The organism is Oceanimonas aquatica, from assembly GCF_030732065.1.
In the GTDB taxonomy this organism is placed as follows: domain Bacteria; phylum Pseudomonadota; class Gammaproteobacteria; order Enterobacterales; family Aeromonadaceae; genus Oceanimonas.
Window position 1 is genome coordinate 228991 of the sequence record NZ_JAVBHX010000006.1, and the last position, 21117, is coordinate 250107.

Here is a 21117-nt window from a genome sequence, read left to right on the forward strand (position 1 = left end):
GGTATGCAATGACAACTCCTCATATGAAAACACCGGCATTTTATAGCAAAAGCCGGCGCTTTAGTCAGGTTATTGCCGATATTTGCGTCGCGAAACCAGCCATTGCTGCGGCAAATGGGCGTCGACAGGGCAGGGGCGTAAATCTATAATACCGCCAGTTCGAGAACCCCCCATACACTCACGCTTTGAGAATTAGCCACTATGGAAATACTGAGAGGCTCACCGGCCTTATCCGGTTTCAGAACCCTGGCGATCATCCGTCGTGCCCGGGAGCAGGCGCTGCCGCTGTCCGCCATTGAAACCGAGTATGTGCACTTTGTCGCCCTGACCGCCGAGCTTGACGACAGCGGCCGGCAAACCCTGGCCCAGCTGCTCGACAGTCCCGCCGAAGGCATCACGCCTGCCGCCGGCAGCCGCCTGGTGCTGGTGACTCCCCGTCCCGGAACCCTTTCTCCCTGGTCGTCCAAGGCCACCGACATTGCCCGTAACTGTGGCCTGTCCCAGGTCAAGCGCATCGAGCGCGGCATTGTCTATTACCTCTCCTTTGAGCGTGAGCCGTCCGAGGCGGAGCTGGCGGCGGCGAGCCACCTGCTGCACGACCGCATGACCGAAACCGCCTTTGCCAGCCTGGCCGAGGCCGAGTGCCTGTTTACCGAGGCCGAGCCGGCGCCGCTGACCTCCGTCGACATTCTCGGCGGTGGCCGCGCGGCCCTGGCCGAGGCCAATGTGCGCATGGGCCTGGCGCTGGCCGATGACGAAATTGACTACCTGTTCGAGGGCTTCAGCAAGCTGGGCCGCAACCCCAACGACATTGAGCTCTACATGTTTGCCCAGGCCAACTCCGAGCACTGTCGTCACAAGATCTTCAACGCCGACTGGACCATCGACGGCATCGAGCAGCCCAAGTCGCTGTTCAAGATGATCAAGAACACCTTTGAGCAGGTGCCCGAGTACGTGCTCTCCGCCTATAAAGACAACGCCGCCGTCATGACCGGCTCGCCGGCGGGCCGCTTTTTCCCCAGCCCCGAGTCGGGTGAGTACCGCTATCATCAGGAAGACATTCATATTCTGATGAAGGTGGAAACCCACAACCACCCCACCGCCATTTCACCCTACCCGGGCGCGGCCACCGGCTCCGGCGGCGAAATCCGTGACGAAGGCGCCACCGGCCGGGGCTCCAAGCCCAAGGCGGGCCTGGTGGGCTTCAGCGTGTCCAACCTGAAAATTCCCGGCTACGCGCGACCCTGGGAGCAGGACTTCGGCAAGCCCGAGCGTATCGTCAGCGCTCTCGACATCATGATCGACGGCCCTCTGGGCGGTGCCGCCTTCAACAACGAGTTCGGTCGTCCGGCGCTGCTCGGTTACTTCCGTACCTATGAAGAGCAGGTCTCCAGCTTTAACGGTGAGGAAGTGCGCGGCTACCACAAGCCCATCATGATCGCCGGCGGCCTCGGTAACATTCGTGGTGAGCACGTGGAAAAGGGCGAGATCCCGGTGGGTGCCAAGCTGGTGGTGCTGGGCGGTCCGGCCATGAACATCGGCCTGGGCGGCGGCGCCGCCTCGTCCATGGCCTCCGGTCAGTCCAGTGAAGATCTGGACTTCGCTTCGGTACAGCGCGACAACCCGGAAATGGAACGTCGCTGTCAGGAAGTGATCGATCGCTGCTGGGCGATGGGCGACGACAACCCCATAGTGTTTATTCACGATGTGGGCGCCGGCGGCCTTTCCAACGCCATGCCCGAGCTGGTGAACGACGGCGACCGCGGCGGCCGCTTCTATCTGCGCGACATTCCCAACGACGAGCCGGGCATGAGCCCGCTGCAGATCTGGTGTAACGAATCCCAGGAGCGCTACGTGCTGGCGGTGGCCGACGACCGGCTGGCCGAGTTCGAAGCCTTCTGTCGCCGGGAGCGGGCGCCTTATGCGGTGATCGGTGAAGCTACCGCCGAACGTCACCTCAGTCTGCACGATGAACATTTCGACAACCAGCCCATCGACATGCCGCTGGAGGTACTGCTGGGCAAGGCGCCCAAAATGCACCGCGACGTGGAAAGCAAACAGCATCAGAGCCCGGCGCTGGATCTGCACGGCATCAACCTGAAGGACGCCGCCGAGCGGGTGATGACCCTGCCCACCGTGGCCGACAAGGGCTTTTTGATCACCATTGGCGACCGCTCCGTCACCGGCCTGGTAGCCCGGGATCAGATGGTGGGTCCCTGGCAGGTGCCGGTGGCCGACTGTGCCGTGACCGCCGCCGCCTACGACACCTATGCCGGTGAGGCCATGTCCATGGGCGAGCGCGCGCCGGTGGCCCTGCTCGACTTTGCCGCTTCTGCCCGCCTGGCGGTGGCCGAGGCCATCACCAACATCGCCGCCACCGAAATCGGCGAACTGAACCGCATCAAGCTGTCCGCCAACTGGATGTCCGCCGCCGGCCACCCCGGTGAAGACGCCGGTCTGTACGACGCGGTCAAGGCCGTGGGCGAAGAGCTGTGCCCGGTGCTGGGCCTGACCATTCCGGTGGGCAAGGACTCCATGTCCATGAAGACCCGCTGGCAGCAGGATGGCGACGACCGCAGCGTCACCGCGCCGCTGTCGCTGGTGATCTCCGCCTTTGGTCGGGTCACCGACGTGCGTAGCACAGTTACTCCCTGGCTGCGTAGCGATCAGGGTGAGACCGACCTTATTCTGGTGGATCTGGGTAACGGCAAGAACCGTCTGGGCGCTTCCGCCCTGGCCCAGGTATACCGTCAGCTGGGTGACAAGCCCGCCGATCTGGATGATGCCGAGCAGCTCAAGGGCTTTTTCAACGCCATGCAGGCGCTGGTGGCCGAGAAGAAATTGCTGGCCTACCACGACCGCGGCGACGGCGGTCTGTTCGTGACCCTGGCGGAAATGGCCTTTGCCGGCAACACCGGCCTGGACGTGGAGCTGGATCTGCTGGGTGGCGATCACCTGGCGGCGTTGTTCAGCGAAGAGCTGGGTGCCGTGCTGCAGGTACGCCGCGACGACAAGGAAGCGGTGCTGACCTGCCTGGCCGGCCACGGCCTGGCCGCCTGCTCCCACGTGATTGGCGAACTCAACGACGACGATACCCTGCGCCTGCTGGCCGATGGCGAAGAGCTCTATGCCGAGTCCCGCACCGAGCTGCGCCGCTTGTGGTCCGAAACCAGCTACCGCATGCAGGCCCTGCGCGACAACCCCGAATGTGCCCGGGCCGAATTCGACGCCAAGCTGGAAGCCAATCCCGGTCTGTCTGCGTCCCTGACCTTTGATTCAAAGGAAGACATAGCCGCGCCCTTTATTGCCAAGGGCGTGCATCCCAAGATGGCGATTCTGCGCGAGCAGGGCGTCAACTCCCACATGGAAATGGCCGCCGCCTTTGACCGGGCCGGGTTCAGTGCCGTGGACGTGCACATGAGCGATCTGCAAAGCGGTCGCCTGCGTCTGGACGAGTTTGCCGGCCTGGTGGCCTGTGGCGGCTTCTCCTACGGTGACGTGCTGGGTGCCGGCGGTGGCTGGGCCAAGAGCATTCTGTTCAACGAGGCCCTGCGCGCCCAGTTCGAGGCCTTCTTCCAGCGTGACGACAGCTTCGCCCTTGGCGTGTGCAACGGGTGTCAGATGCTGTCGCAACTGCGGGATCTGATCCCGGGTGCGGCCCACTGGCCGGACTTTGTGCGCAACACCTCCGAGCGCTTTGAAGCCCGCTTCAGCCTGGTGGAAGTACAGGAGTCTCCCAGCCTGTTTCTGTCCGGCATGGCCGGCTCCCGCCTGCCCATCGCCGTGTCTCACGGTGAAGGCCGGGTGCAGCCCAAGCGCGCCGACATTGCCGCCCTCGAGGCCAGCGGTACCATCGCCCTGCGCTACGTCGACAACCACGGCCAGGCCACCGAGCGCTATCCGTTTAACCCCAACGGCTCCGCCAACGGCATTACCGGCCTGAGCAGCGAAGACGGCCGGGTCACCATCATGATGCCGCACCCGGAGCGGGTGTTCCGCACCGTGGCCAACTCCTGGCACCCGGACAACTGGGGCGAGGACGGCGGCTGGATGCGCATGTTCCGCAATGCTCGCAAGCAAATCGGCTAAGTTGCCATTTGCATCTCATAATAAAAGGCCCGCAAAATGCGGGCTTTTTATTTGCCGTTTGAGTCTATATGATGGTCGCGCTCAAAAATAAAACACGGGCCCGCTTTGCCAAAAAAGTGAGGTCATCTAATCAAACAAGAGCACGACGATGGATCAAAATAACTGGTTACAACGGGCCGACGCCGCTGTGCCTGGAAGCACAATGGCGTACCGGCGCGCCCCGCCTGCCGACGCCCTGACTCTGGCCCGGCAAATCATGCAGGACACCCGCGAAGGCATTGTCATCATGGATGCCCGTGGCCGGGTGCTGGAGGTCAACCCGGCCTTTTGCCACCACTGCGAGCTGGCCGCCACCGAGCTGGAAGGCCGCCACATTACCCATGTCAGCAAGGGGCTGCACGACGGCCGCTATTACCGTCGTATCTGGCAGCGGCTGCAGTTTCAGGAGCAGTGGGAAGGAGAGGTGGAGCAGGTGACGTGCCGGGGCGAAGTGGCCACCCACTGGCTGATGCTGCGGTTGATTCGCAATGAAAATGGCCTGATCACCCATATTGTCGGCATTCTCGACAACATCAGCCGGCTGCGCCAGTCGGAAGAACGGCTCAGTTACCTGGCCCACCACGACAGCCTCACCGGCACCGCCAACCGCGAGTTTCTGCTGAGCTGGTTTACCCGCATTCGCTTTGATCTGGCCGCCAACGAGCAGCTGGCGCTGCTGTTTATCGATCTGGACCGGTTCAAGCCCATCAATGACGGCTTTGGTCACGGGGTGGGCGACCGGGTGCTCAAGGCCCTGGCCGAGCGTCTGCAGCAGATGGTGGACGCCAACGAAATCGTGGCGCGCATCGGCGGCGACGAATTCGTGATGGTCTGGCGTGACATCGATCGGGAGCAAACTCTGTTTGACCGGGCCGGCCGGCTGCTGGAGCGGCTTGAAAGCCCGGTGCGGGTGGATCATCACGAGCTCAGCGTGGGCGCCAGTGTCGGCATCAGCCTTTATCCCCGCCACGGGCTGGAGATTGAAACTCTGCTGCGTTACGCCGACACCGCCATGTATGAAGCCAAGACTCGAAGCCGCTCGCACATTGCCCTGTTCGACAGCGACAGTTTTGCGCGACTGGAGCAGCGCAGCCGGCTGGCCCGGGACTTTCGCCAGGCGTTGGCCCGGCACCAGCTGTTTCTGGAATACCAGCCGCGCATGAACATCGACAGCGGCACCCTGCCGGCGGTGGAAGCCCTGTTGCGCTGGCGCCACCCCGAGCTCGGGCTGGTGGCGCCCGATGCCTTTTTGCCCGCGGCCCGGGATGCGGGCCTGCTGGGCAGGCTGGCGGAGTGGGTGTTTACCGAGGCGGCAAGCCAGCACGGCCGCTGGCGGCAACAGGGCTGGCATGGCCGCATCAGTCTGAACATGAGCGGCCTGGAGCCGGAGCTGGAGCAACAGCGCATTTTGCGGCTGCTCGACCTGCTGCGGGCGCAGGGTGCCAACCCGGCGGACTTTGAACTGGAGCTGCGCAGTGACTTTATCATGCGCCGCAGCGAGTCCCTGCAGCGGGTGCTTGCCGGCTTTCGCGCCGCCGGCATGGCGGTGTATCTCGACAACCTGGGCCACGGCCGGTTTCGGTTCGATATTCTGAAAGGGTTGCCGGTGGACGGCATCAAGCTGGACCGGGCCCTGCTGACCGAGCCGTTCGATACCTTTGACCAGTCGGTAATTCAGTCGCTGTTGCTGCTGGCGCAGACCCTGGGGCTGAATACCGTGGCCTGCGGTGTGGAGAACGCCGGCCAGCTGGCCTTTCTTCGAGAGTACGGCTGCCGGCAGATCCAGGGGGAGCTGGTGGCCGGCCCCCTTGAGCCGGCCCGGGTGCCGGGCTTTACTCCAGCCCTTCCAGGGTCAGGCGTCCGGGGCTGATGGTCAGGCTGAGGGGGCTGTCCTTCAGCCGTTGTTGCAGCGGATCCTGTTCGTTCAGCCGGTAGACCGGGTAGCGCGACAGGTAATCGGCCAGGCTCTGCAGCAGCAGCGGCAGCACAAAGCCGGCCTGGGGGCTGGCGTCGCTGTTGTTAAGGTGGTAACCGAGCAGCTCGAATTCGTCCAGGTAAAGGGCGCCCTGCTCGCTGTCAAAGCGGGGCCGGGCGCTGAAGTCGCCGCTGATGTCCCAGTCATGCTGCACGCCGCCCTGCTCCAGATTGATCCGGCCCCGTCCCGATACCCGCGCCTTGTCGGCTTCCTGCCGGCCCAGGGCGACCTGCACATCTTCTATGCGCACGCCGGCCTTGAGCCAGTCGCCCAGGCTGACCGGAAACTCCCGGCCCAGCTGAGTGGCCAGCTGGCGGTTGAGTTGCTGCTCGGTGAGGGTCAGGGTTTGTGCCGAAAGCGCCGTGCTTACTCCAAAAAGGAGGAAAAACAATATACTTTTCATGGTCCTGTACTCATGATGCGAAGAGGCGTTTGCTACAGTCTGCCCCGTCCATTCCAAAAGGAGCAAGGCGTTTTTGAACGATTACATCTACACCGTTGCCGGCTGGCTGCTGTTTGCAGCCCACACCAGCCTGGTGGTGGGCGTGACTTTTCGCGTGATCATGAAGCGCCGGCCGGTGGGGGTATCCCTGGCCTGGCTGGCGCTGATCTTTGCCATTCCGGTGCTGGGGGCAGCCACCTATATCGTGTTTGGCGAGGTGCGCCTGGGGCGCAAGCGGGCCGAGCGGGCCCGGGCCATGTACCGGCCCCACGCCGACTGGATTAATGTGCTGGTGACCCGTTTTCCCGGCCAGCAGTTTGAGGTGAACGATCAGGTCCGGCCCATTTACGAGCTGGTCAGGGCCCGCTTTAACATGCCCATGCTGAGCGGTAACGGCATGACCCTGTTGCAGCAGCCCGTGAACATTCTCAGCTCGTTGCGCATGGACATCGAGCGGGCGCGCAGCTCCTGCTATCTGGAGTTCTATATCTGGCACGAAGGCGGCATGGCCGATGCCATCGCCCAGGCGCTGATGGCGGCGGCCCGGCGCGGGGTGGACTGCCGGCTGCTGCTGGACTCGGTGGGCAGTGCCGACTTTTTTCGCAGCCGCTGGCCGGCACGTATGAGCGAGGCCGGGGTCAAGGTGGTGGAAGTGTTGCCGGTGGGGGCCTTTCGCGTGCTGTTTGAGCGTCAGGATCTGCGCATGCACCGCAAACTGGTGGTGATCGACGACGACGTGGCCTACACCGGCTCCATGAACCTGGTGGATCCCGCCTGCTTCAAGCAGGACGCCGGCGTGGGCCAGTGGGTGGATATCATGTTGCGCATTCGCGGGCCCATCGTGCCCATTATCTGGTCGCTGTTTGTGTGGGACTGGGAAATGGAAACCGGCGAACGCTTGCTGGAGCAGCTGGAATACCATCCCATCAGTTGCCTGGATAATCAGCTCAGATTACAGCTGCTGCCCTCCGGTCCCTTTATGGGAGGCGATGCCATCAGCCAGAGCCTGCTCTGCGCCGTCTATCAGGCCCGGCGCCGGCTGGTGCTGGTAACCCCCTATTTCGTGCCCGATGATCCCCTGGTGGCGGCGCTGTGCTCCGCCGCCGACCGGGGGGTGGAAGTGCAGCTGGTGCTGCCGGCAAAAAACGACTCGCGCATGGTCAACCATGCCTGCAACGCCTTTTTTGACGAGTTGCTGCACGCCGGCGTGGAAATTCATCTTTACGCCGCCGGGTTGCTGCACACCAAGTGCGTGCTGGTGGATCACCAGTTCGGCCTGGTGGGCACGGTGAACCTGGACCGGCGCAGTTTTTGGCTGAACTTTGAAATGACCCTGCTGATAGATGATGGCCAGGCCATGGGCGAGTTGCTGCAACTGGCGGATGGCTATCTGGCCGATGCCAAGCCGCTGTCGTGGCTGGAGTGGCGCCAGCGGCCGCTGCGCAAGCGGCTGCTGGAGAACCTGTTTTATTTGCTCAGTCCGCTGCTTTAAGAGCTGGGATTGGGGAATAGGGACTGGGGATTAGTAAGTCCCTAATCCCTGATCCCCAGTCACGGGCTTACTGCTGGTAATGCTTGAGGAAGCGGGCGATACGCTCGATGGCGTCGGAGATGTCATCGACTCTCGGCAGGGTCACCAGACGGAAATGATCCGGTTTCGGCCAGTTAAAGCCGGTGCCCTGCACGATCAGCATTTTTTCCTGCAACAGCAGGTCATACACCATTTTCTGATCGTCCTTGATGTTGTACACCTTGGGATCCAGCCGGGGGAACATGTAGATGGCGCCCTTGGGCTTGACGCAGCTGACGCCGGGAATCTCGTTGAGCAGCTCCCAGGCCCGATCGCGCTGGCGGCGCAGCCGACCGCCGGGCAGCACCAGCTCGTTGATGCTCTGATAGCCCCCCAGTGCCGCCTGAATACAGTGCTGCATGGGCACGTTGGCGCACAGCCGCATGGAGGAGAGCATTTCCAGCCCTTCTATATAATCCCGGGCCTGGTGCTTGGGCCCGCTCAGCATCATCCAGCCCTGGCGAAAGCCGGCGGCACGGTAGCTTTTCGACAGGCCGTTGAAGGTGGCCACCAGCACGTCATCACACAGGGTACAGACAGAGTGGTGGGCGACGTCGTCGTAAAGAATTTTGTCGTAGATTTCGTCGGCGAAAATAATCAGCTTGTTCTGACGGGCGATCTCGATCACCTCCAGCAAAAACTCGCTGCCATACACGGCGCCGGTGGGGTTGTTGGGGTTGATCAGCACAATACCCTTGGTGCGCGGGCTGATCTTGGCCTTGATGTCATCCAGATCCGGGTACCAGTCGGCCTGCTCGTCGCACATGTAGTGCACCGCCTTGCCGCCGGACAGGGTCACGGCGGCGGTCCACAGCGGATAGTCGGGGGCCGGCACCAGAATTTCGTCGCCGTTGTTCAGCAGCGCCTGCATGGCCATCACAATCAGCTCCGAGACGCCGTTGCCGATGTAGATGTCGTCCAGATCCGTGGTGCGCAGTCCCTTTTGCTGGTAGTACTGCATTACCGCCTTGCGCGCCGAAAACAGGCCCTTGGAGTCGCAATAGCCCTGACTGGTGGGCAGATTGAGAATGGCGTCTTTCAGCAGCTCTTCCGGCGCATCAAAACCAAACGGCGCCGGGTTGCCGATATTGAGCTTGAGAATACGGTGTCCTTCGTCTTCAAGGCGGCGGGCTTCCTTGTGAACGGGTCCGCGAATGTCGTAACAGACGTTGTCCAGCTTGTGGGATTTATCTACGGAATGCATGGGTGTTTACGGCCTCGGAATCATACGGCTGCCCGGCGGGAGCGAAAGCCGGCGAAAGCCGGTCCGGCCCCGGTTGCAACGGAAATCCGGTCCGCTGGCGGGCAGTACCTTAAGGTAGTGCCGTCCATGATGGAGCTTTGGCTGCCGAATGAAAAGAGGAAAAAGGGAAGCTTGGGCGAAAAAAATTCTGAAAACGGTGATTTTTCAGCAAGGTTGGCGTGAAAGGCACCAAAAAGGCGGCCATCAGGCCGCCTGGCAAAGCGCGATTACTGGTACAGGCCCAGGTGCTCTTTGGCGTGGGCTTCAAACTCGGTGAAGCCGCCGATGTGCTGCTGATCGAGGAAAATTTGCGGCACGGTTTCCACCGGCTTGCCCACGGTCTTTTCCAGATCGGCCTTGGAGATGCCCTCGGCGTGAATATCCACATAGCGGTATTTGAAATCGTCCCGCTCTGTGGTCAGTTGTTCCGCCAGATCCTTGGCGCGAACGCAGAAGGGGCAACCGGGACGACCAAAAATCACTGCAAACATGCTGTTCTCCTTTTTTGTTGACGGCGGCAGTATAGGGCACATTGAGGCCGCCGAGAAAATCGTTAATTGTTGGGTGATTGATTGGCGCTGACAATGGATGCCCGCTTGATCACCCCTTCCAGCCAGTCCCGTTCAAAGCGCCGGGCCGGCCATTCCAGCTCGCCTTCGGCCATGGCATCGGCCTGCTCCGGGCTCAGCGACAGGCCGTTTTGCAGCAGCACAAAGGCCTTGCGTTCACCGCTTTCGGTGTCGATAAAGCCGGCCAGGTTCTGCACATGGGCAATGGTGCCGGTCTTGGCGGTGACCTTGCCCTTGAGCGCCGGGCTCAGCACACTCTTGCGATAGCGCAGGGTGCCGCTTTCACCGCTGACCGGCAGCCGGGCCATCAGCCACCGGGCACGCGGGTCCCGGCTGATGGTGAGCAGTACCGCCATCAAATCTTTTGCCCGCAGCAGGTTATGGGCCGAGAGCCCGGAGCCGTCGGCCAGCCAGGACGGCCCCAGATCGATATTGGCCTTTTTTTCAAGAATCTCGCGCACGGCCTGAGTGCCGCTGCGAAAACTGCCGGGCTGCTCAAAATGCATTGCCCCAAGAGTACGCAGCAGGCTGTCGGCATAAAGGTTGTCGGAGTGCACCAGAATGCGCTCGGCCAGGGAGGCAAAGGGCGGAGAGCGGTGACGGCCCAGCACCGGCCAGTCACTGGCGTCCAGGCGGCTGCCTTCAATGTGCCCCGAGAGCCGAATACCGGCCTGTTTCAGCGCCCATTGCGTGAGTTGCTCGCCCCAGGCGGTGACGTCCTGAATGGCAAAGCGCAGCGGCCAGGGATCCTTGCGCGGCCCGATGCAGCCGGTGAGGTGATAATGATTGGGCGGGGTCATGTCCAGCTCAAGGGCGCAGAAGCGCTGCTCCCGCTCGGCCCGGTTGAGCACCTCCACCTCGGCGCTGACGGTGATCGGCTGATGCGAGGGCACAGTAGCCCGGGCCGGGCTGCCGGAGCGGGCATAGAGAGCGCCCTGCACGCAGTTGCGATCCAGAATCAGCGCCGCCGCCGGCGCCGTGTAGCACACCCCCAGATCGTTCCAGGACCAGCCGTTGCCCCTGTCGTAGCCGTCAAAGTAGGCCTGGTTGAGCAGCACCCGGCCGCTGATCTGGCGAATGCCGCTGTGGCGCAACAGGCCGGCCAGCTGCTCCCGGGTAAAGCTTGGATCGCCGACAAAGTCGATCAGCAGGTCGCCATCCAGCCGGCCCTGATGCAGCTCGCCCCGGTAGCGCAGTCGAGTGATATAGCGCCAGTCCGGCCCCAGGGTCAGGGCGCCGGCGAGCACGGTGACCAGCTTCTGGGTGGAGGCGGGCTTCATCAGCAGTTCACTCTGATGGCTGAGCTCTACCTCTCCGCTGTCGGCATCGGCCAGCATCCAGGCGCTTTGTCCGTGTTGTGGCGGGGCCGAGGCCAGGGGGGCGATGGCAAAGAGAACGGAAAAAAGGATCGCAAGCAGTTTCATGGGCTCTTCTATAAGGCATGGGCGGTACGAAACCGACCCTGATAATCAAAAATGGTTTCCCGTATTTGCCAGCCCCGCTTGTGGGCCCGGGCAATCACAAAGTCCGGGTGACGAAAACGACCGGCGGCGGCCAGCACCTGCTCCAGACCGGCAAAGTCGGGCTCGGTGCCCGGTGCCGGCCAGTGCTGACGCACGAATTCTCTGTAAAAGCGGCCCTTGGGGCCTTTTGTGTCGAAAGCATACCATTTTTGCAGCTCGGTGCCGTCTTCATCGTGGTAGGTGACTTTCAGCGCCGGGCCGTACTTGCCGCTGCCGCTTTCCAGGGTGAGACCGGCGCAGCGCAGCACCAGGGCATCCTTCAGCGCCAGGGCGTCCTTGAGTTTTTTATCGGGATCCACCAGTACTTTACCGCAGTCGTGGCACTGGCGGGCGGCGATGTCGTTTTCCGCCAGGCACTGGGGGCAGCTTTTAAAGCGAAAGCGGTAGCCGCATTCTTCCCGCTCGCCATCGTCGTCTTCAAACAGCCCCTGACAGCGGCGGCCAAAGTGCTCCAGCACGCGGCCCTCGTTGTCGGTCTTGCCCCAGAAGATATTGGCAAAGCCGCAGGCGGGACAGGGCACCTGCACCTGGGTGGTGTTGGGGTTGGGTCTGGGCTCGCCCACTTCCGGGGCGAAAATGTCCATGTTGTTGCCGGCGTAATCCAGCACTAGACAGTCGGTTTTACCTGGGCTCAGACGCAGGCCCCGGCCGATGACCTGTTGATACAGCGCCACCGACTGGGTGGGGCGTAAAATGGCAATCAAATCCACATGGGGGGCATCAAAGCCGGTGGTGAGCACCGCCACGTTCACCAGAAACTTCAGCTCCCGGGCCTTGAAACGGTTGATAATGGCGTCCCGTTCGGGGCCAGGGGTATCGCCGGTGACCAGGGCGGTTTCATCGGGGGGCAGCAGTCCGGCCACCTCGGTGGCGTGGCGCACGGTGGCGGCAAAGATCATCACGCCCTGGCGGTCTTCGGCGTAGTCCTTTATCTGCTCCACCACGTGAGGGGTGACCCTGGGCTGGCGGGCCAGCTCCCGCTCCAGCGCCTGCTCGGTAAACAGGCCCTGTTCATACAGCCGGGAAAAGTCGTAATGCACCACGGGGGCGTCCACCAGCTCCGGGGGGCACAGGTAACCCTGCTTGATCATCAGCCTGAGCGGCAGTTCAAACAGACAGTGCTCAAAAAAGCGCGGATTCCGGCTGCGCACCATGCCATGGTGATGGGTGCGGTAAATCCAGCCCAGCCCCAGCCGGTAGGGGGTGGCGGTCAGCCCCAGCACCTTGAGCGCCGGATTGCTTGTGCGCAAATGATTAATGACCCGGGCATACTGGCTGTTGTCGTCGTCTGAAACCCGGTGGCATTCGTCGATGATCACCAGACTAAAGCCGCTGAAGGCATCCAGGTTGCGGGCCACCGACTGTACCGAGCCGAACACCACCTGGCGGCTGCTTTCCCGGCGCTTGAGCCCGGCGGAGAAAATATCCGCTTCCACGCCGTAGGCCTGATATTTGGCGTGGTTCTGCTCCACCAGCTCGCGCACATGGGCCAGTACCAGCACTCGGCCCCGGGCGAGGCGCGCCAGTTCGGCGATCACCAGACTCTTGCCGGCGCCGGTGGGCAGCACCAGCACCCCCGGCTCGCTGTGGCGGCGAAAATAATCAAGAGTGCGGTCAACCGCCTCCTGCTGATAGGGACGTAACGTAAACATTGTTCTCACTAAAGCTCGAAGCCCGCTTGGTCTGTAAGGCCGTGCACTATCGTCATTCAAAGAGTACAGCCTGCTTACTGACAGCCCCTATGTTGCTCGAAGCAGCAATGGGGATTGCCGTAGCCGACCATAAAATGCCAAGGAAGGCATTTTCGAGCGTTACAGGGACGTACTTGTAGCGTGTCGGCGGAGTGCAACCGCACTGATGCTTCGCGCTGCGCACAAGCTTCAAGCTGCTCGTTGGCTGATATGTAACATGCTCTGGGCTCCGGCCTGCGCCGGAGTGACGCTCTCGGCTTCCGGCCTTAATAAGGGGCCTCACATTTGCCCCGGAATAGGGTATCTTTAGTCCCTATCGTTTGTAATAACCGAGGCAACCATTTCTATGATCATCAAACCCAAGGTTCGTGGCTTTATCTGCACCACCACCCATCCGGTCGGCTGTGAGGCGAATGTACGTGAGCAGATCGCCTACGTCAAAGGCAAGGGTACCCTGGCGCAGGGGCCGAAGAAGGTGCTGGTGATCGGCGCATCCACCGGTTACGGCCTGGCATCCCGCATCAACGCCGCCTTTGGCAGCGGCGCCGCCACCATCGGCGTGTTCTTTGAAAAGCCAGGCACCGAGAAAAAGCCGGGTACCGCCGGCTGGTACAACGCCGCCGCCTTTGACAAGGCCGCCAAGGAAGAAGGCCTGTACGCCAAGAGCGTTAATGGCGACGCTTTCTCCAACGAGTGCCGCGAAAAGGTCATCGAACTGATCAAGCAGGATCTGGGCGAAATCGACCTGGTGGTCTACTCCCTGGCCTCGCCGGTACGCAAGCTGCCCGACTCCGGTGAGCTGGTGCGCTCCGCGCTCAAGCCCATTGGCGAGCCCTACAAGTCCACCGCCCTGGACACCAACAAGGATGTGCTGGTGGAAGCCGTGGTCGAGCCGGCCAACGAGCAGGAAATTGCCGATACCATTCAGGTCATGGGTGGCCAGGACTGGGAGCTGTGGATGAACGCCCTGGAAGACGCCGGTGTGCTGGCCGAGGGCGCCAAGTCCGTGGCCTATTCCTACATCGGCACCGATCTCACCTGGCCCATCTACTGGCACGGTACCCTGGGCAAGGCCAAGGAAGATCTGGACCGCGCCGCTCACGCCATTGACAGCAAGCTGAAAGCGCGCGGCGGTGACGCCCATGTGGCGGTACTGAAGTCGGTGGTGACCCAGGCCTCTGCGGCCATTCCGGTGATGCCGCTGTATATTTCCATGGCCTTCAAGGTAATGAAGGAGCAGGGGATTCACGAAGGCTGCATCGAGCAAATTCAGCGTCTGTTCCATGATCGCCTCTACAGCGGTCAGCCGGCGCCGGTGGATGAAGAAAACCGCCTGCGCCTGGACGACTGGGAACTGCGCGACGAAGTGCAGAACGCCTGTCGCGAGATTTGGAAGCAGGTGCAGGACGACAACATCTACCAGCTCACCGACTATCAGGGCTACAAGGACGAGTTCCTGCGTCTGTTCGGTTTCGGCCTGGACGGTGTGGACTACGATGCCGACGTGGACACCAAGGTCGACTTCGACGTGGTCGAGCTGGTTTAAGCCGAGCCCTTGTTTCATGATGCTAAAGCCCCGTACGGGGCTTTTTTTGTGCTCGCGCTCGACAATATCCGTCTCGGCGTGGCCGGCGGAGCATGGTCAGACGGGCTCGGGAGCGCTAGGGTTAATGACAACCTCAACGGCAGGAGACTCGCCATGAACAAGCATACTCTGATCGCCTCTCTGCTGCTGGCCGGGCTGGCATTGCCGGCCCAGGCTCAGCCGCCCGAAGGCAAGGGCCCGGACCATGCGCACGGCCGGCACAAGGAGCAACAAGAGCAAAGGTGGCAGCGGGAAGCGGACCGGGACCGCAGTGACCGGCGGGAATACCGGGAAGAGCGCCGCGACTACCGCCATGAGCAGGACCGCCGTTACGACCGGGATCTGCGGGTCGACGAGCGGCTGGTACGCCGGCTGTTTCGGGAGCACAGGGACTGGCTGGATTACGATGGCGGCCGGCGCAATCTGCCCCCCGGCATTGCTAAAAATCTGCGCCGGGGCAAGCCCTTGCCGCCGGGCATTGCCAAGCGCTTTGATCCCCGGCTGAGAGATCGTCTGCCCTACTACGAAGGGTACGAGTGGCGCCGGGTCGACAACAAGGCGGTGCTGGTGGATCTGGCCACCGAAAACGTACGTTACATTCTCGAAGACATTCTTGATTAAGACGGCAGCGCCATTCAGCCGGACAGGGCGCACACCTGGTTGCGTCCTTCCCGTTTGGCCCGGTACAGCGCCTTGTCCGCCTGCTCCAGCCAGTCCTGAGGCGAGGACAGCGCGGGGGCGAGCGGCGCGATGCCGAGGCTGATGGTATAACGCAGCGACTGGCCATGGGTTTCGACCCGGGCGTCGGCAACGGCCCGGCGCAACCGTTCACTGATCACACCGGCGCCTTCAAGGTCGGTCTGGGGCAATATCAGGCCGAACTCCTCTCCGCCGTAGCGACCCGCGATATCGGCATCACGCAAACAGCTCTGAATGACCCTGGCGGTATGGCGAATCACCTCGTCGCCCGCCGGGTGGCCGTGGGTGTCATTGATGCGCTTGAAGTGATCTATGTCCAGCATTACCAGGCTGCAGGGCTGGCGATAGCGGCGGTAACGGGCAAACTCGTTGTGCATCAGGCCTTCCCAGCTGCCCCGGTTGAGCAGGCCGGTGAGCCGGTCGGTTCGGCTCAGGCGCGACAACTGCTTGTTGGCCTGTTCCAGTGCCAGCTTGCTGGTGGCCACATCGGTCACGTCATACACCATCAGGCATACCCGGCGAATGCTGCCATCCGGATCCGCCAATGGGTGAATGGTGAGGTTCTGAAACATGTAGTCGTGGGTGCCGGTAATGGGCCGAGTGCTGCGAAAGCGAAACAGCCAGGGGCGTTGTTCCCAGCTGGTAAAGGTGCGGGTATTGAGGGTGACGACCGTATCCACCTTGCGCCGAAGCCATTGCTCGGGCAGCTCCGGAAACAGGCTGAACAGGTTCTGGTCGCGCACATGGGTGGAGCTCATGCCGCTGTGGTTTTCCATAAAGCCGTTCCACAGCTCGATGCGGTATTCGCCATCCAGCACCACCAGGCCGATATCGACCGACTCCAGCATGTCTACCAGCCAGTGAAAGTCGCGAGGGTGCTGCGCCGTCAGTGCCATGGGGTTACTCCGTCAGGTAGGCGAGGTTTTGCTCCAGCCGGCTGACCGAGGCTTCGGTGAGCAGTACCAGCAGGTTGCAGTGGATCTGGTGTTGTTCCAGGGCGTAGGGGATTTCGATGCACAGCAGCTGCTCATGCTTGTTGCTGTGATGCTCCAGCAGGGCGGTAATGGGCTGATGCCGGCCCAGCACGGTGGGCTGGCCCAGCCCCAGGCGCACATCGAGCTGATCCCCCAGGCCCTTGAGAAAGGCGCCGAACAGTATGCTCGACATGTCCATCAGTACCTCTACATCCGGCGCCGAAGTCTCGGACGGCATGTGATGCAGCAGCCGGGCCATTTCATCCATGCCGCTGTCGGAAAACAGCAGCAATGCCTCACCGGAAATGCCGGCGCCCACAAAGCCCTGGCACACCGCAGAAAAACCGCCGTCGTCGTCGGCGGCGGAAATGGCCATGCTGAGCTCGGTGCGGGCAATATGGGCCACGCGGGGCACCGGCTGGCGCACAAACACATCCAGCAGCCGGGCCAGCAGATCCGAGGCCCGGCCCATGGCGATGTTGGCCACTTCCTGCAGATAGTCGCGCAGCTCCAGCGAGGCATCGGGGGTGGAGGAAATAATGCTGCTGTGTTGCTCGCCCGGCTGGTACAGACCGTACTGGCGCAGCAGGGCCGTCAGTTCGCCGGTATCGACCGGCTTGGCAATAAAGGCCATTGCACCCAGAGCCTGTACCCGTTCCCGGGCCTTGGGCTGAATATCGGCAGACACCACCAGGGTCAGTACTTCCATGCCTTCGCGGCGAATGGCCTCGAGCACGCCAAAGCCGTCGAGTTCCGGCATGTTCAGATCGAGAAACAACAGATCAAAGGATTGCTGGCGCAGCATGGCCAGCGCCTGCTGGCCATGCTCGGCGAAGTGCAGTTGCGTGTCCCAGTCCGTGGGCAGGGCGCGGGCCATTTGTTTACGGGCCACGACGGAGTCGTCGCAGATCAATACATGAGTGGTCATGCCGAAGTAATGATGTCCTGGTGGCAGTCCCGTCCGTGGGACGCATAAAGGTTAATTTAACCACAGCGCCGGCCGCGGAAAAAGCGGGAAAAACGGGGCTGGTGCAAAAAACGCAACCTTGATAACGCCAGCACCGGCGGGGAGTGGCGTCACTGTTCATTGAAATGAGACGTGTTCTTTCTGTGCCGGTAGGCAGCCCGGTGAAAGGGCGCTATATTCTCGCTCCGGCTGAGGCAACACCGGGGGTGTTGACTCGGGCTTGGTTGTTTTCTAAGCAGCTGAAAACCAAGCCTTTCTATTGTGAATTTCACCGCGCCGCGCCATATTGAAAGACAGGGAGCGCCGCTCGCTGCAAGGGATGACAAGTTAACGATGCGGGATTTTTTTACTTTGGCACGCTGGATGCCCGGCCTGGTGATTCTGCTGAGCTACCGGCGCAACTGGCTGGCGGCGGATGTGCGCGCCGGCCTGTCGGTGGCAGCGGTGGCGCTGCCGGTGGCCATTGCCTATGCCGAACTGGCGGGGGTAAGTGCGGTGGTGGGGCTGTATTCCTGCATACTGCCGATGATCGCCTATGCCCTGTTCGGCACCTCGCGCCAGCTGATTGTGGGCCCGGACGCGGCCACCTGCGCGGTGATTGCCGCCGTGGTCACGCCCCTGGCCGCCGGTGATCCCACCCGGCACTGGCAGCTGGTGATGACCATGACCGCCATGACCGGTCTCTGGTGCCTGGTGGCCAGTTATTTTCGCCTGGGCGTACTGGCGGACTTTCTGTCCCGGCCCATTCTGCTCGGCCTGCTCAACGGGGTGGCGATCACCATTATGGTGGGCCAGCTGTCGCGGATTGTCGGTTTTACCTTTGACGAATCACAGCTGATTGAGCGTCTGGCCGCCACGCCCGATTATCTGGCGCTGGTGCACTGGCCCACCCTGGGCGTGAGTGCCCTGACCTTTCTTCTGATGCTGCTGTGCCGGCGCTTTCGGCCGCTCTGGCCCAGCAGCCTGCTGGCGCTGGTGGTGGTGGCCAGCCTGTTGTGGCTGTGGGGACCGGATCAACCCGGCATTGAGGTGGTGGGCAGCCTGGCCGGAGGGTTGCCGGAATTTCAGGTGCCGGTGTTTCCGCCGGGGCTGATGCGTGAGCTGGTGATGCCGGCGCTCAACCTGGCCATGGTGAGCTTTGTGTCCATGATGCTCACCGCCCGCAGCTTTGCCGCCCGCAATGGTTACGACATTGACGCCGATCGGGAATTCCGAGCCCTTGGCGTGGCCAACCTGGCCTCGGCCATGTCCCAGGGCTTTGCCATCAGCGGGGCCGACTCCCGTACCGCCGTCAACGACGCCAACGGCGGCAAGAGTCAGATGGTGTCCATTGTGGCCGCCGGGGTGATCGCCCTGGTGACCTTTTTCCTGACCGCGCCCCTGCAGTACATTCCCTCGGCGGCCCTGGGGGTGGTGCTGGTAATGGCCTCCTGGTCGCTGATCAACCTGCGCGGCCAGTGGGCGCTGCGCAAGTCGGACATGGCCGCTTTCTGGCTGGCTTGGATCACCTTTGTCAGTGTGCTGTTTATGGGGGTGATCCCCGGCATTACCCTGGCTGTGCTGCTGGGCCTGTTCCAGTTTTTGCGTAATGTGATGCGGCCTACCGATCAGCTGATGGGCATGAACGAGGAAGGGGTAGTGCACACCCTGGGGCGCAACGAAGAGGTCAAGGCCATTGCCGGCGTGCTGATCTACCGGTTCAACTCGCCGCTCACCTACTTTAACGCCTCCTATTTCAAGCGCCGGGTGCTGTCGTTGCTCGGCCACGAGCAGGCCCAGCCCAACTGCCTGATCATCGATGCCGTGTCCTGTTTTACCCATCAGGACATCAGTGTGATGAGCGTGGTGGGGGAGCTGCACAAGGAGCTGAAACGCCGGGGTATTCGTATGGTGATGGCGGGACGACGGGGCCAGGTGACCCACTGGTTGCAACAGTCGGGCATTCGCGTGGGCGAGGAAGGGGTGCTGGTGTACCCGGATCTCTACGAGGCGCTGCGCATGACCCGTTGTTACCTTAGCCCTTCAAAGCCGGACGAGAGCAAGGCTCAGGCGGACGGCGCAACACCTGAAACCGGTGATGTAACCAGGAGCGAGGCATGAACAGGGCACGCTGGTTGTTGTGGCTGCCGCCGCCCGCCGTGGCGGCATTGGTGGCGGGCCTGATGTGGCTGGTGGCCGGCTGGCTGCCCGGGCTGACCGTTTTCTGGCCACGCTGGCTGGCCTTGGGGCCCTTGCTTGCGGGTATTGGCTTGATGGTGCTGGCGGCCCGGTCGCTGCAACAAGCTCATACTACGCTGCTGCCCTTTACTCCGGAGCGGGCCAGCCGGCTGGTCACTAACGGCGTGTTTGCCCGCTCGCGCAACCCCATTTATCTGGGCGATGCTCTCTGGCTGCTGGCCTGGGCGCTCTGGCTGCAAAGCTGGCCGGTCCTGTTGGGGCCTGTCCTGTTTGTGGCCTACATGAACCGGGTGCAGATAGCCGCCGAAGAGCGCGCCCTGACCCTGCGCTTTGGCAAAGCCTATACCGATTATTGTGAGCGGGTTCGGCGCTGGCTGTAACGCCTTGTCTGTTAGCCCGTGCAGACGCGATGCTGACAGCTTGAAAGCGGCCAGCCCTTGCGAGGCGGGGGGCTGCGCCTTACACTGGCGCGGTTTAGCCAGGCCTGCTCTTGTTCAGCCTTTGCCCGGCTGTGTTTAATAACCACCGGTAAGGAGCTGCCATGACCGATACCCCTCTCGATACCCGCCTGAATAAATTTATCAGTGAAACCGGCATCTGTTCCCGCCGGGAAGCCGACCGGCTTATTGAGCAGGGGCTGGTGCGAGTGAACGGCGAGGTGGCCGGCATGGGCGTGCGAGTCAGCGACGCTGACGACATTACCGTGCGTGGCAAACCGCTGCGGGCCAAGCCCAAAGCCGTTTACCTGGTCTACAACAAGCCCGTTGGTATTACCTGCACCACCGACCGTGCCATTCCCGAGAACATTGTGGATGCGGTGAACTACCATGCCCGCATTTTTCCCATCGGCCGGCTCGACAAGCCGTCCTGCGGGCTGATTTTGCTGACCAACGACGGTGATATCGTCAACAAGATACTGCGCGCCGGCAATGCCCACGAGAAAGAGTATATCGTGTCCATGGACAAGCCCATTACCGATGATTTTGTGGCCAAAATGTCGGCGGGCGTGCCCATTCTCGATACCGTGACCAAGCCCTGCAAGGTGCGCAAAATTGGCCCCAGAACCATTAATATCATTCTCACTCAGGGGCTGAACCGGCAGATAAGACGCATGGCAGAATACCTGGACTACCGGGTGACCAGTCTGAAGCGGGTGCGCATCATGAACATTCAGCTCGGCAGTCTCAAGCCGGGTCAGTGGCGTTATGTCAGCGATGACGAGCTGGCGCTGATTAACCGCATGATCGCGGGCTCAAGCAAAACCGAGGAAGCCTCGGTGCTGGAGCAGCCCAGGGCGGCTCGTCAGGGGCCACGCAAGCCAGCTGCTCAGGGGCAGCGTCGTCCGGCCAGCAATGAACGGCATAACGCGCCGCGGACCGGTCAGAAGCGGGGCGCTGCCCGTAATGAGCGCAGTGAAAGCCCCGGCGGTAACAAGCCAGGTGGCTCTCGTATCAAGCGCTGGAAAGCGCCATCGTCGGGCCGGGGCAAAAAGGCCTGAGGCAACCTCTTTACCTGAAGATGTCCAGACGTCTTTCGATACTCGCTCAAACGGGGCGCCGGTGTATAATGGCCG

General features: G+C 62.2%; 15 protein-coding genes. 8 read left to right on the forward strand and 7 right to left on the reverse strand.

The features are described from left to right. Window positions 1–201 precede the first annotated feature (201 nt). Both purL and Q9290_RS10755 read left to right on the forward strand, forming a co-directional pair. Window positions 202–4089, forward strand: coding sequence for a phosphoribosylformylglycinamidine synthase (gene purL, locus Q9290_RS10750; RefSeq protein WP_306079649.1), 3888 nt, complete (start codon window positions 202–204; stop codon window positions 4087–4089). Window positions 4090–4291: 202 nt separating this feature from the next. Continuing rightward, on the forward strand, window positions 4292–5998 hold the full coding sequence (locus Q9290_RS10755; RefSeq protein ID WP_306079650.1) for a putative bifunctional diguanylate cyclase/phosphodiesterase: 1707 nt from the start codon (window positions 4292–4294) through the stop codon (window positions 5996–5998). Here the strand turns inward: Q9290_RS10755 and Q9290_RS10760 are convergent. Continuing rightward, window positions 5961–6506, reverse strand: a complete 546-nt coding sequence (locus Q9290_RS10760) for a DUF1439 domain-containing protein (RefSeq protein ID WP_306079651.1) — start codon at window positions 6504–6506, stop codon at window positions 5961–5963. The two genes, Q9290_RS10755 and Q9290_RS10760, sit on opposite strands and share 38 nt — an antisense overlap. Before the next feature lie 73 nt (window positions 6507–6579). On the opposite strand from Q9290_RS10760, the gene cls reads away from it, so the two are divergent. Then, window positions 6580–8037, forward strand: a complete 1458-nt coding sequence (gene cls, locus Q9290_RS10765) for a cardiolipin synthase (protein WP_306079652.1) — start codon at window positions 6580–6582, stop codon at window positions 8035–8037. A 67-nt stretch (window positions 8038–8104) separates the two neighbouring features. Here the strand turns inward: cls and Q9290_RS10770 are convergent, their stop codons facing one another. The 4 genes from Q9290_RS10770 to Q9290_RS10785 form a co-directional block, all read right to left on the reverse strand. Further along, the gene (locus Q9290_RS10770; RefSeq protein ID WP_306079653.1) at window positions 8105–9319 is read right to left on the reverse strand and encodes a pyridoxal phosphate-dependent aminotransferase; all 1215 of its coding nucleotides are present in this window, start codon (window positions 9317–9319) and stop codon (window positions 8105–8107) included. Between the two features lie 266 nt (window positions 9320–9585). After that, on the reverse strand, window positions 9586–9849 hold the full coding sequence (locus Q9290_RS10775) for a GrxA family glutaredoxin (RefSeq protein ID WP_306079654.1): 264 nt from the start codon (window positions 9847–9849) through the stop codon (window positions 9586–9588). Window positions 9850–9911: 62 nt separating this feature from the next. Beyond that, a complete protein-coding gene (gene dacB, locus Q9290_RS10780) occupies window positions 9912–11351 on the reverse strand; it encodes a D-alanyl-D-alanine carboxypeptidase/D-alanyl-D-alanine endopeptidase (RefSeq protein ID WP_306079655.1) in 1440 nt (479 codons plus the stop codon). Between the two features lie 8 nt (window positions 11352–11359). Next, entirely contained in the window at window positions 11360–13102 is a 1743-nt protein-coding gene (locus Q9290_RS10785; RefSeq protein WP_306079656.1) for a DEAD/DEAH box helicase, read from the reverse strand. 385 nt (window positions 13103–13487) lie between these two features. Between Q9290_RS10785 and fabV the strand changes: the two genes are divergently transcribed. Continuing rightward, a complete protein-coding gene (gene fabV / locus Q9290_RS10790) occupies window positions 13488–14687 on the forward strand; it encodes an enoyl-ACP reductase FabV (RefSeq protein ID WP_306079657.1) in 1200 nt (399 codons plus the stop codon). Window positions 14688–14840: 153 nt separating this feature from the next. Further along, window positions 14841–15347: an anti-virulence regulator CigR family protein gene (locus Q9290_RS10795; protein WP_306079658.1), complete on the forward strand. Its 507-nt coding sequence runs from the start codon at window positions 14841–14843 to the stop codon at window positions 15345–15347. 14 nt (window positions 15348–15361) lie between these two features. Here Q9290_RS10795 and Q9290_RS10800 read toward each other — a convergent pair whose 3' ends face one another. Beyond that, entirely contained in the window at window positions 15362–16321 is a 960-nt protein-coding gene (locus Q9290_RS10800; RefSeq protein ID WP_306079659.1) for a GGDEF domain-containing protein, read from the reverse strand. Between the two features lie 4 nt (window positions 16322–16325). Continuing rightward, window positions 16326–17327: a response regulator gene (locus tag Q9290_RS10805; protein WP_306079660.1), complete on the reverse strand. Its 1002-nt coding sequence runs from the start codon at window positions 17325–17327 to the stop codon at window positions 16326–16328. A 372-nt stretch (window positions 17328–17699) separates the two neighbouring features. On the opposite strand from Q9290_RS10805, the gene Q9290_RS10810 reads away from it, so the two are divergent. From Q9290_RS10810 to rluF, 3 genes are all read left to right on the forward strand, one after another. Continuing rightward, the gene (locus Q9290_RS10810) at window positions 17700–19466 is read left to right on the forward strand and encodes a SulP family inorganic anion transporter (RefSeq protein ID WP_306079661.1); all 1767 of its coding nucleotides are present in this window, start codon (window positions 17700–17702) and stop codon (window positions 19464–19466) included. Next, on the forward strand, window positions 19463–19924 hold the full coding sequence (locus tag Q9290_RS10815) for a methyltransferase family protein (RefSeq protein WP_306079662.1): 462 nt from the start codon (window positions 19463–19465) through the stop codon (window positions 19922–19924). The genes Q9290_RS10810 and Q9290_RS10815 overlap by 4 nt, the downstream gene beginning before the upstream one ends. A 161-nt stretch (window positions 19925–20085) precedes the next feature. Beyond that, the gene (gene rluF / locus Q9290_RS10820; RefSeq protein WP_306079663.1) at window positions 20086–21042 is read left to right on the forward strand and encodes a 23S rRNA pseudouridine(2604) synthase RluF; all 957 of its coding nucleotides are present in this window, start codon (window positions 20086–20088) and stop codon (window positions 21040–21042) included. The last annotated feature ends 75 nt before the right edge of the window (window positions 21043–21117 follow it).

Bases quoted from the DNA above. Each gene is read 5' to 3' on its own strand.
- Q9290_RS10815 (WP_306079662.1), top strand. From the start codon at position 19,463: ATGAACAGGGCACGCTGGTTGTTGTGGCTGCCGCCGCCCGCCGTGGCG.
- rluF (WP_306079663.1), top strand. From the start codon at position 20,086: ATGACCGATACCCCTCTCGATACCCGCCTGAATAAATTTATCAGTGAA.
- Q9290_RS10800 (WP_306079659.1), bottom strand. From the start codon at position 16,321: ATGGCACTGACGGCGCAGCACCCTCGCGACTTTCACTGGCTGGTAGAC.
- Q9290_RS10805 (WP_306079660.1), bottom strand. From the start codon at position 17,327: ATGACCACTCATGTATTGATCTGCGACGACTCCGTCGTGGCCCGTAAA.
- Q9290_RS10760 (WP_306079651.1), bottom strand. From the start codon at position 6,506: ATGAAAAGTATATTGTTTTTCCTCCTTTTTGGAGTAAGCACGGCGCTT.
- Q9290_RS10755 (WP_306079650.1), top strand. From the start codon at position 4,292: ATGGCGTACCGGCGCGCCCCGCCTGCCGACGCCCTGACTCTGGCCCGG.
- Q9290_RS10810 (WP_306079661.1), top strand. From the start codon at position 17,700: ATGCGGGATTTTTTTACTTTGGCACGCTGGATGCCCGGCCTGGTGATT.
- Q9290_RS10770 (WP_306079653.1), bottom strand. From the start codon at position 9,319: ATGCATTCCGTAGATAAATCCCACAAGCTGGACAACGTCTGTTACGAC.
- Q9290_RS10775 (WP_306079654.1), bottom strand. From the start codon at position 9,849: ATGTTTGCAGTGATTTTTGGTCGTCCCGGTTGCCCCTTCTGCGTTCGC.
- purL (WP_306079649.1), top strand. From the start codon at position 202: ATGGAAATACTGAGAGGCTCACCGGCCTTATCCGGTTTCAGAACCCTG.
- fabV (WP_306079657.1), top strand. From the start codon at position 13,488: ATGATCATCAAACCCAAGGTTCGTGGCTTTATCTGCACCACCACCCAT.
- dacB (WP_306079655.1), bottom strand. From the start codon at position 11,351: ATGAAACTGCTTGCGATCCTTTTTTCCGTTCTCTTTGCCATCGCCCCC.
- Q9290_RS10795 (WP_306079658.1), top strand. From the start codon at position 14,841: ATGAACAAGCATACTCTGATCGCCTCTCTGCTGCTGGCCGGGCTGGCA.
- Q9290_RS10785 (WP_306079656.1), bottom strand. From the start codon at position 13,102: ATGTTTACGTTACGTCCCTATCAGCAGGAGGCGGTTGACCGCACTCTT.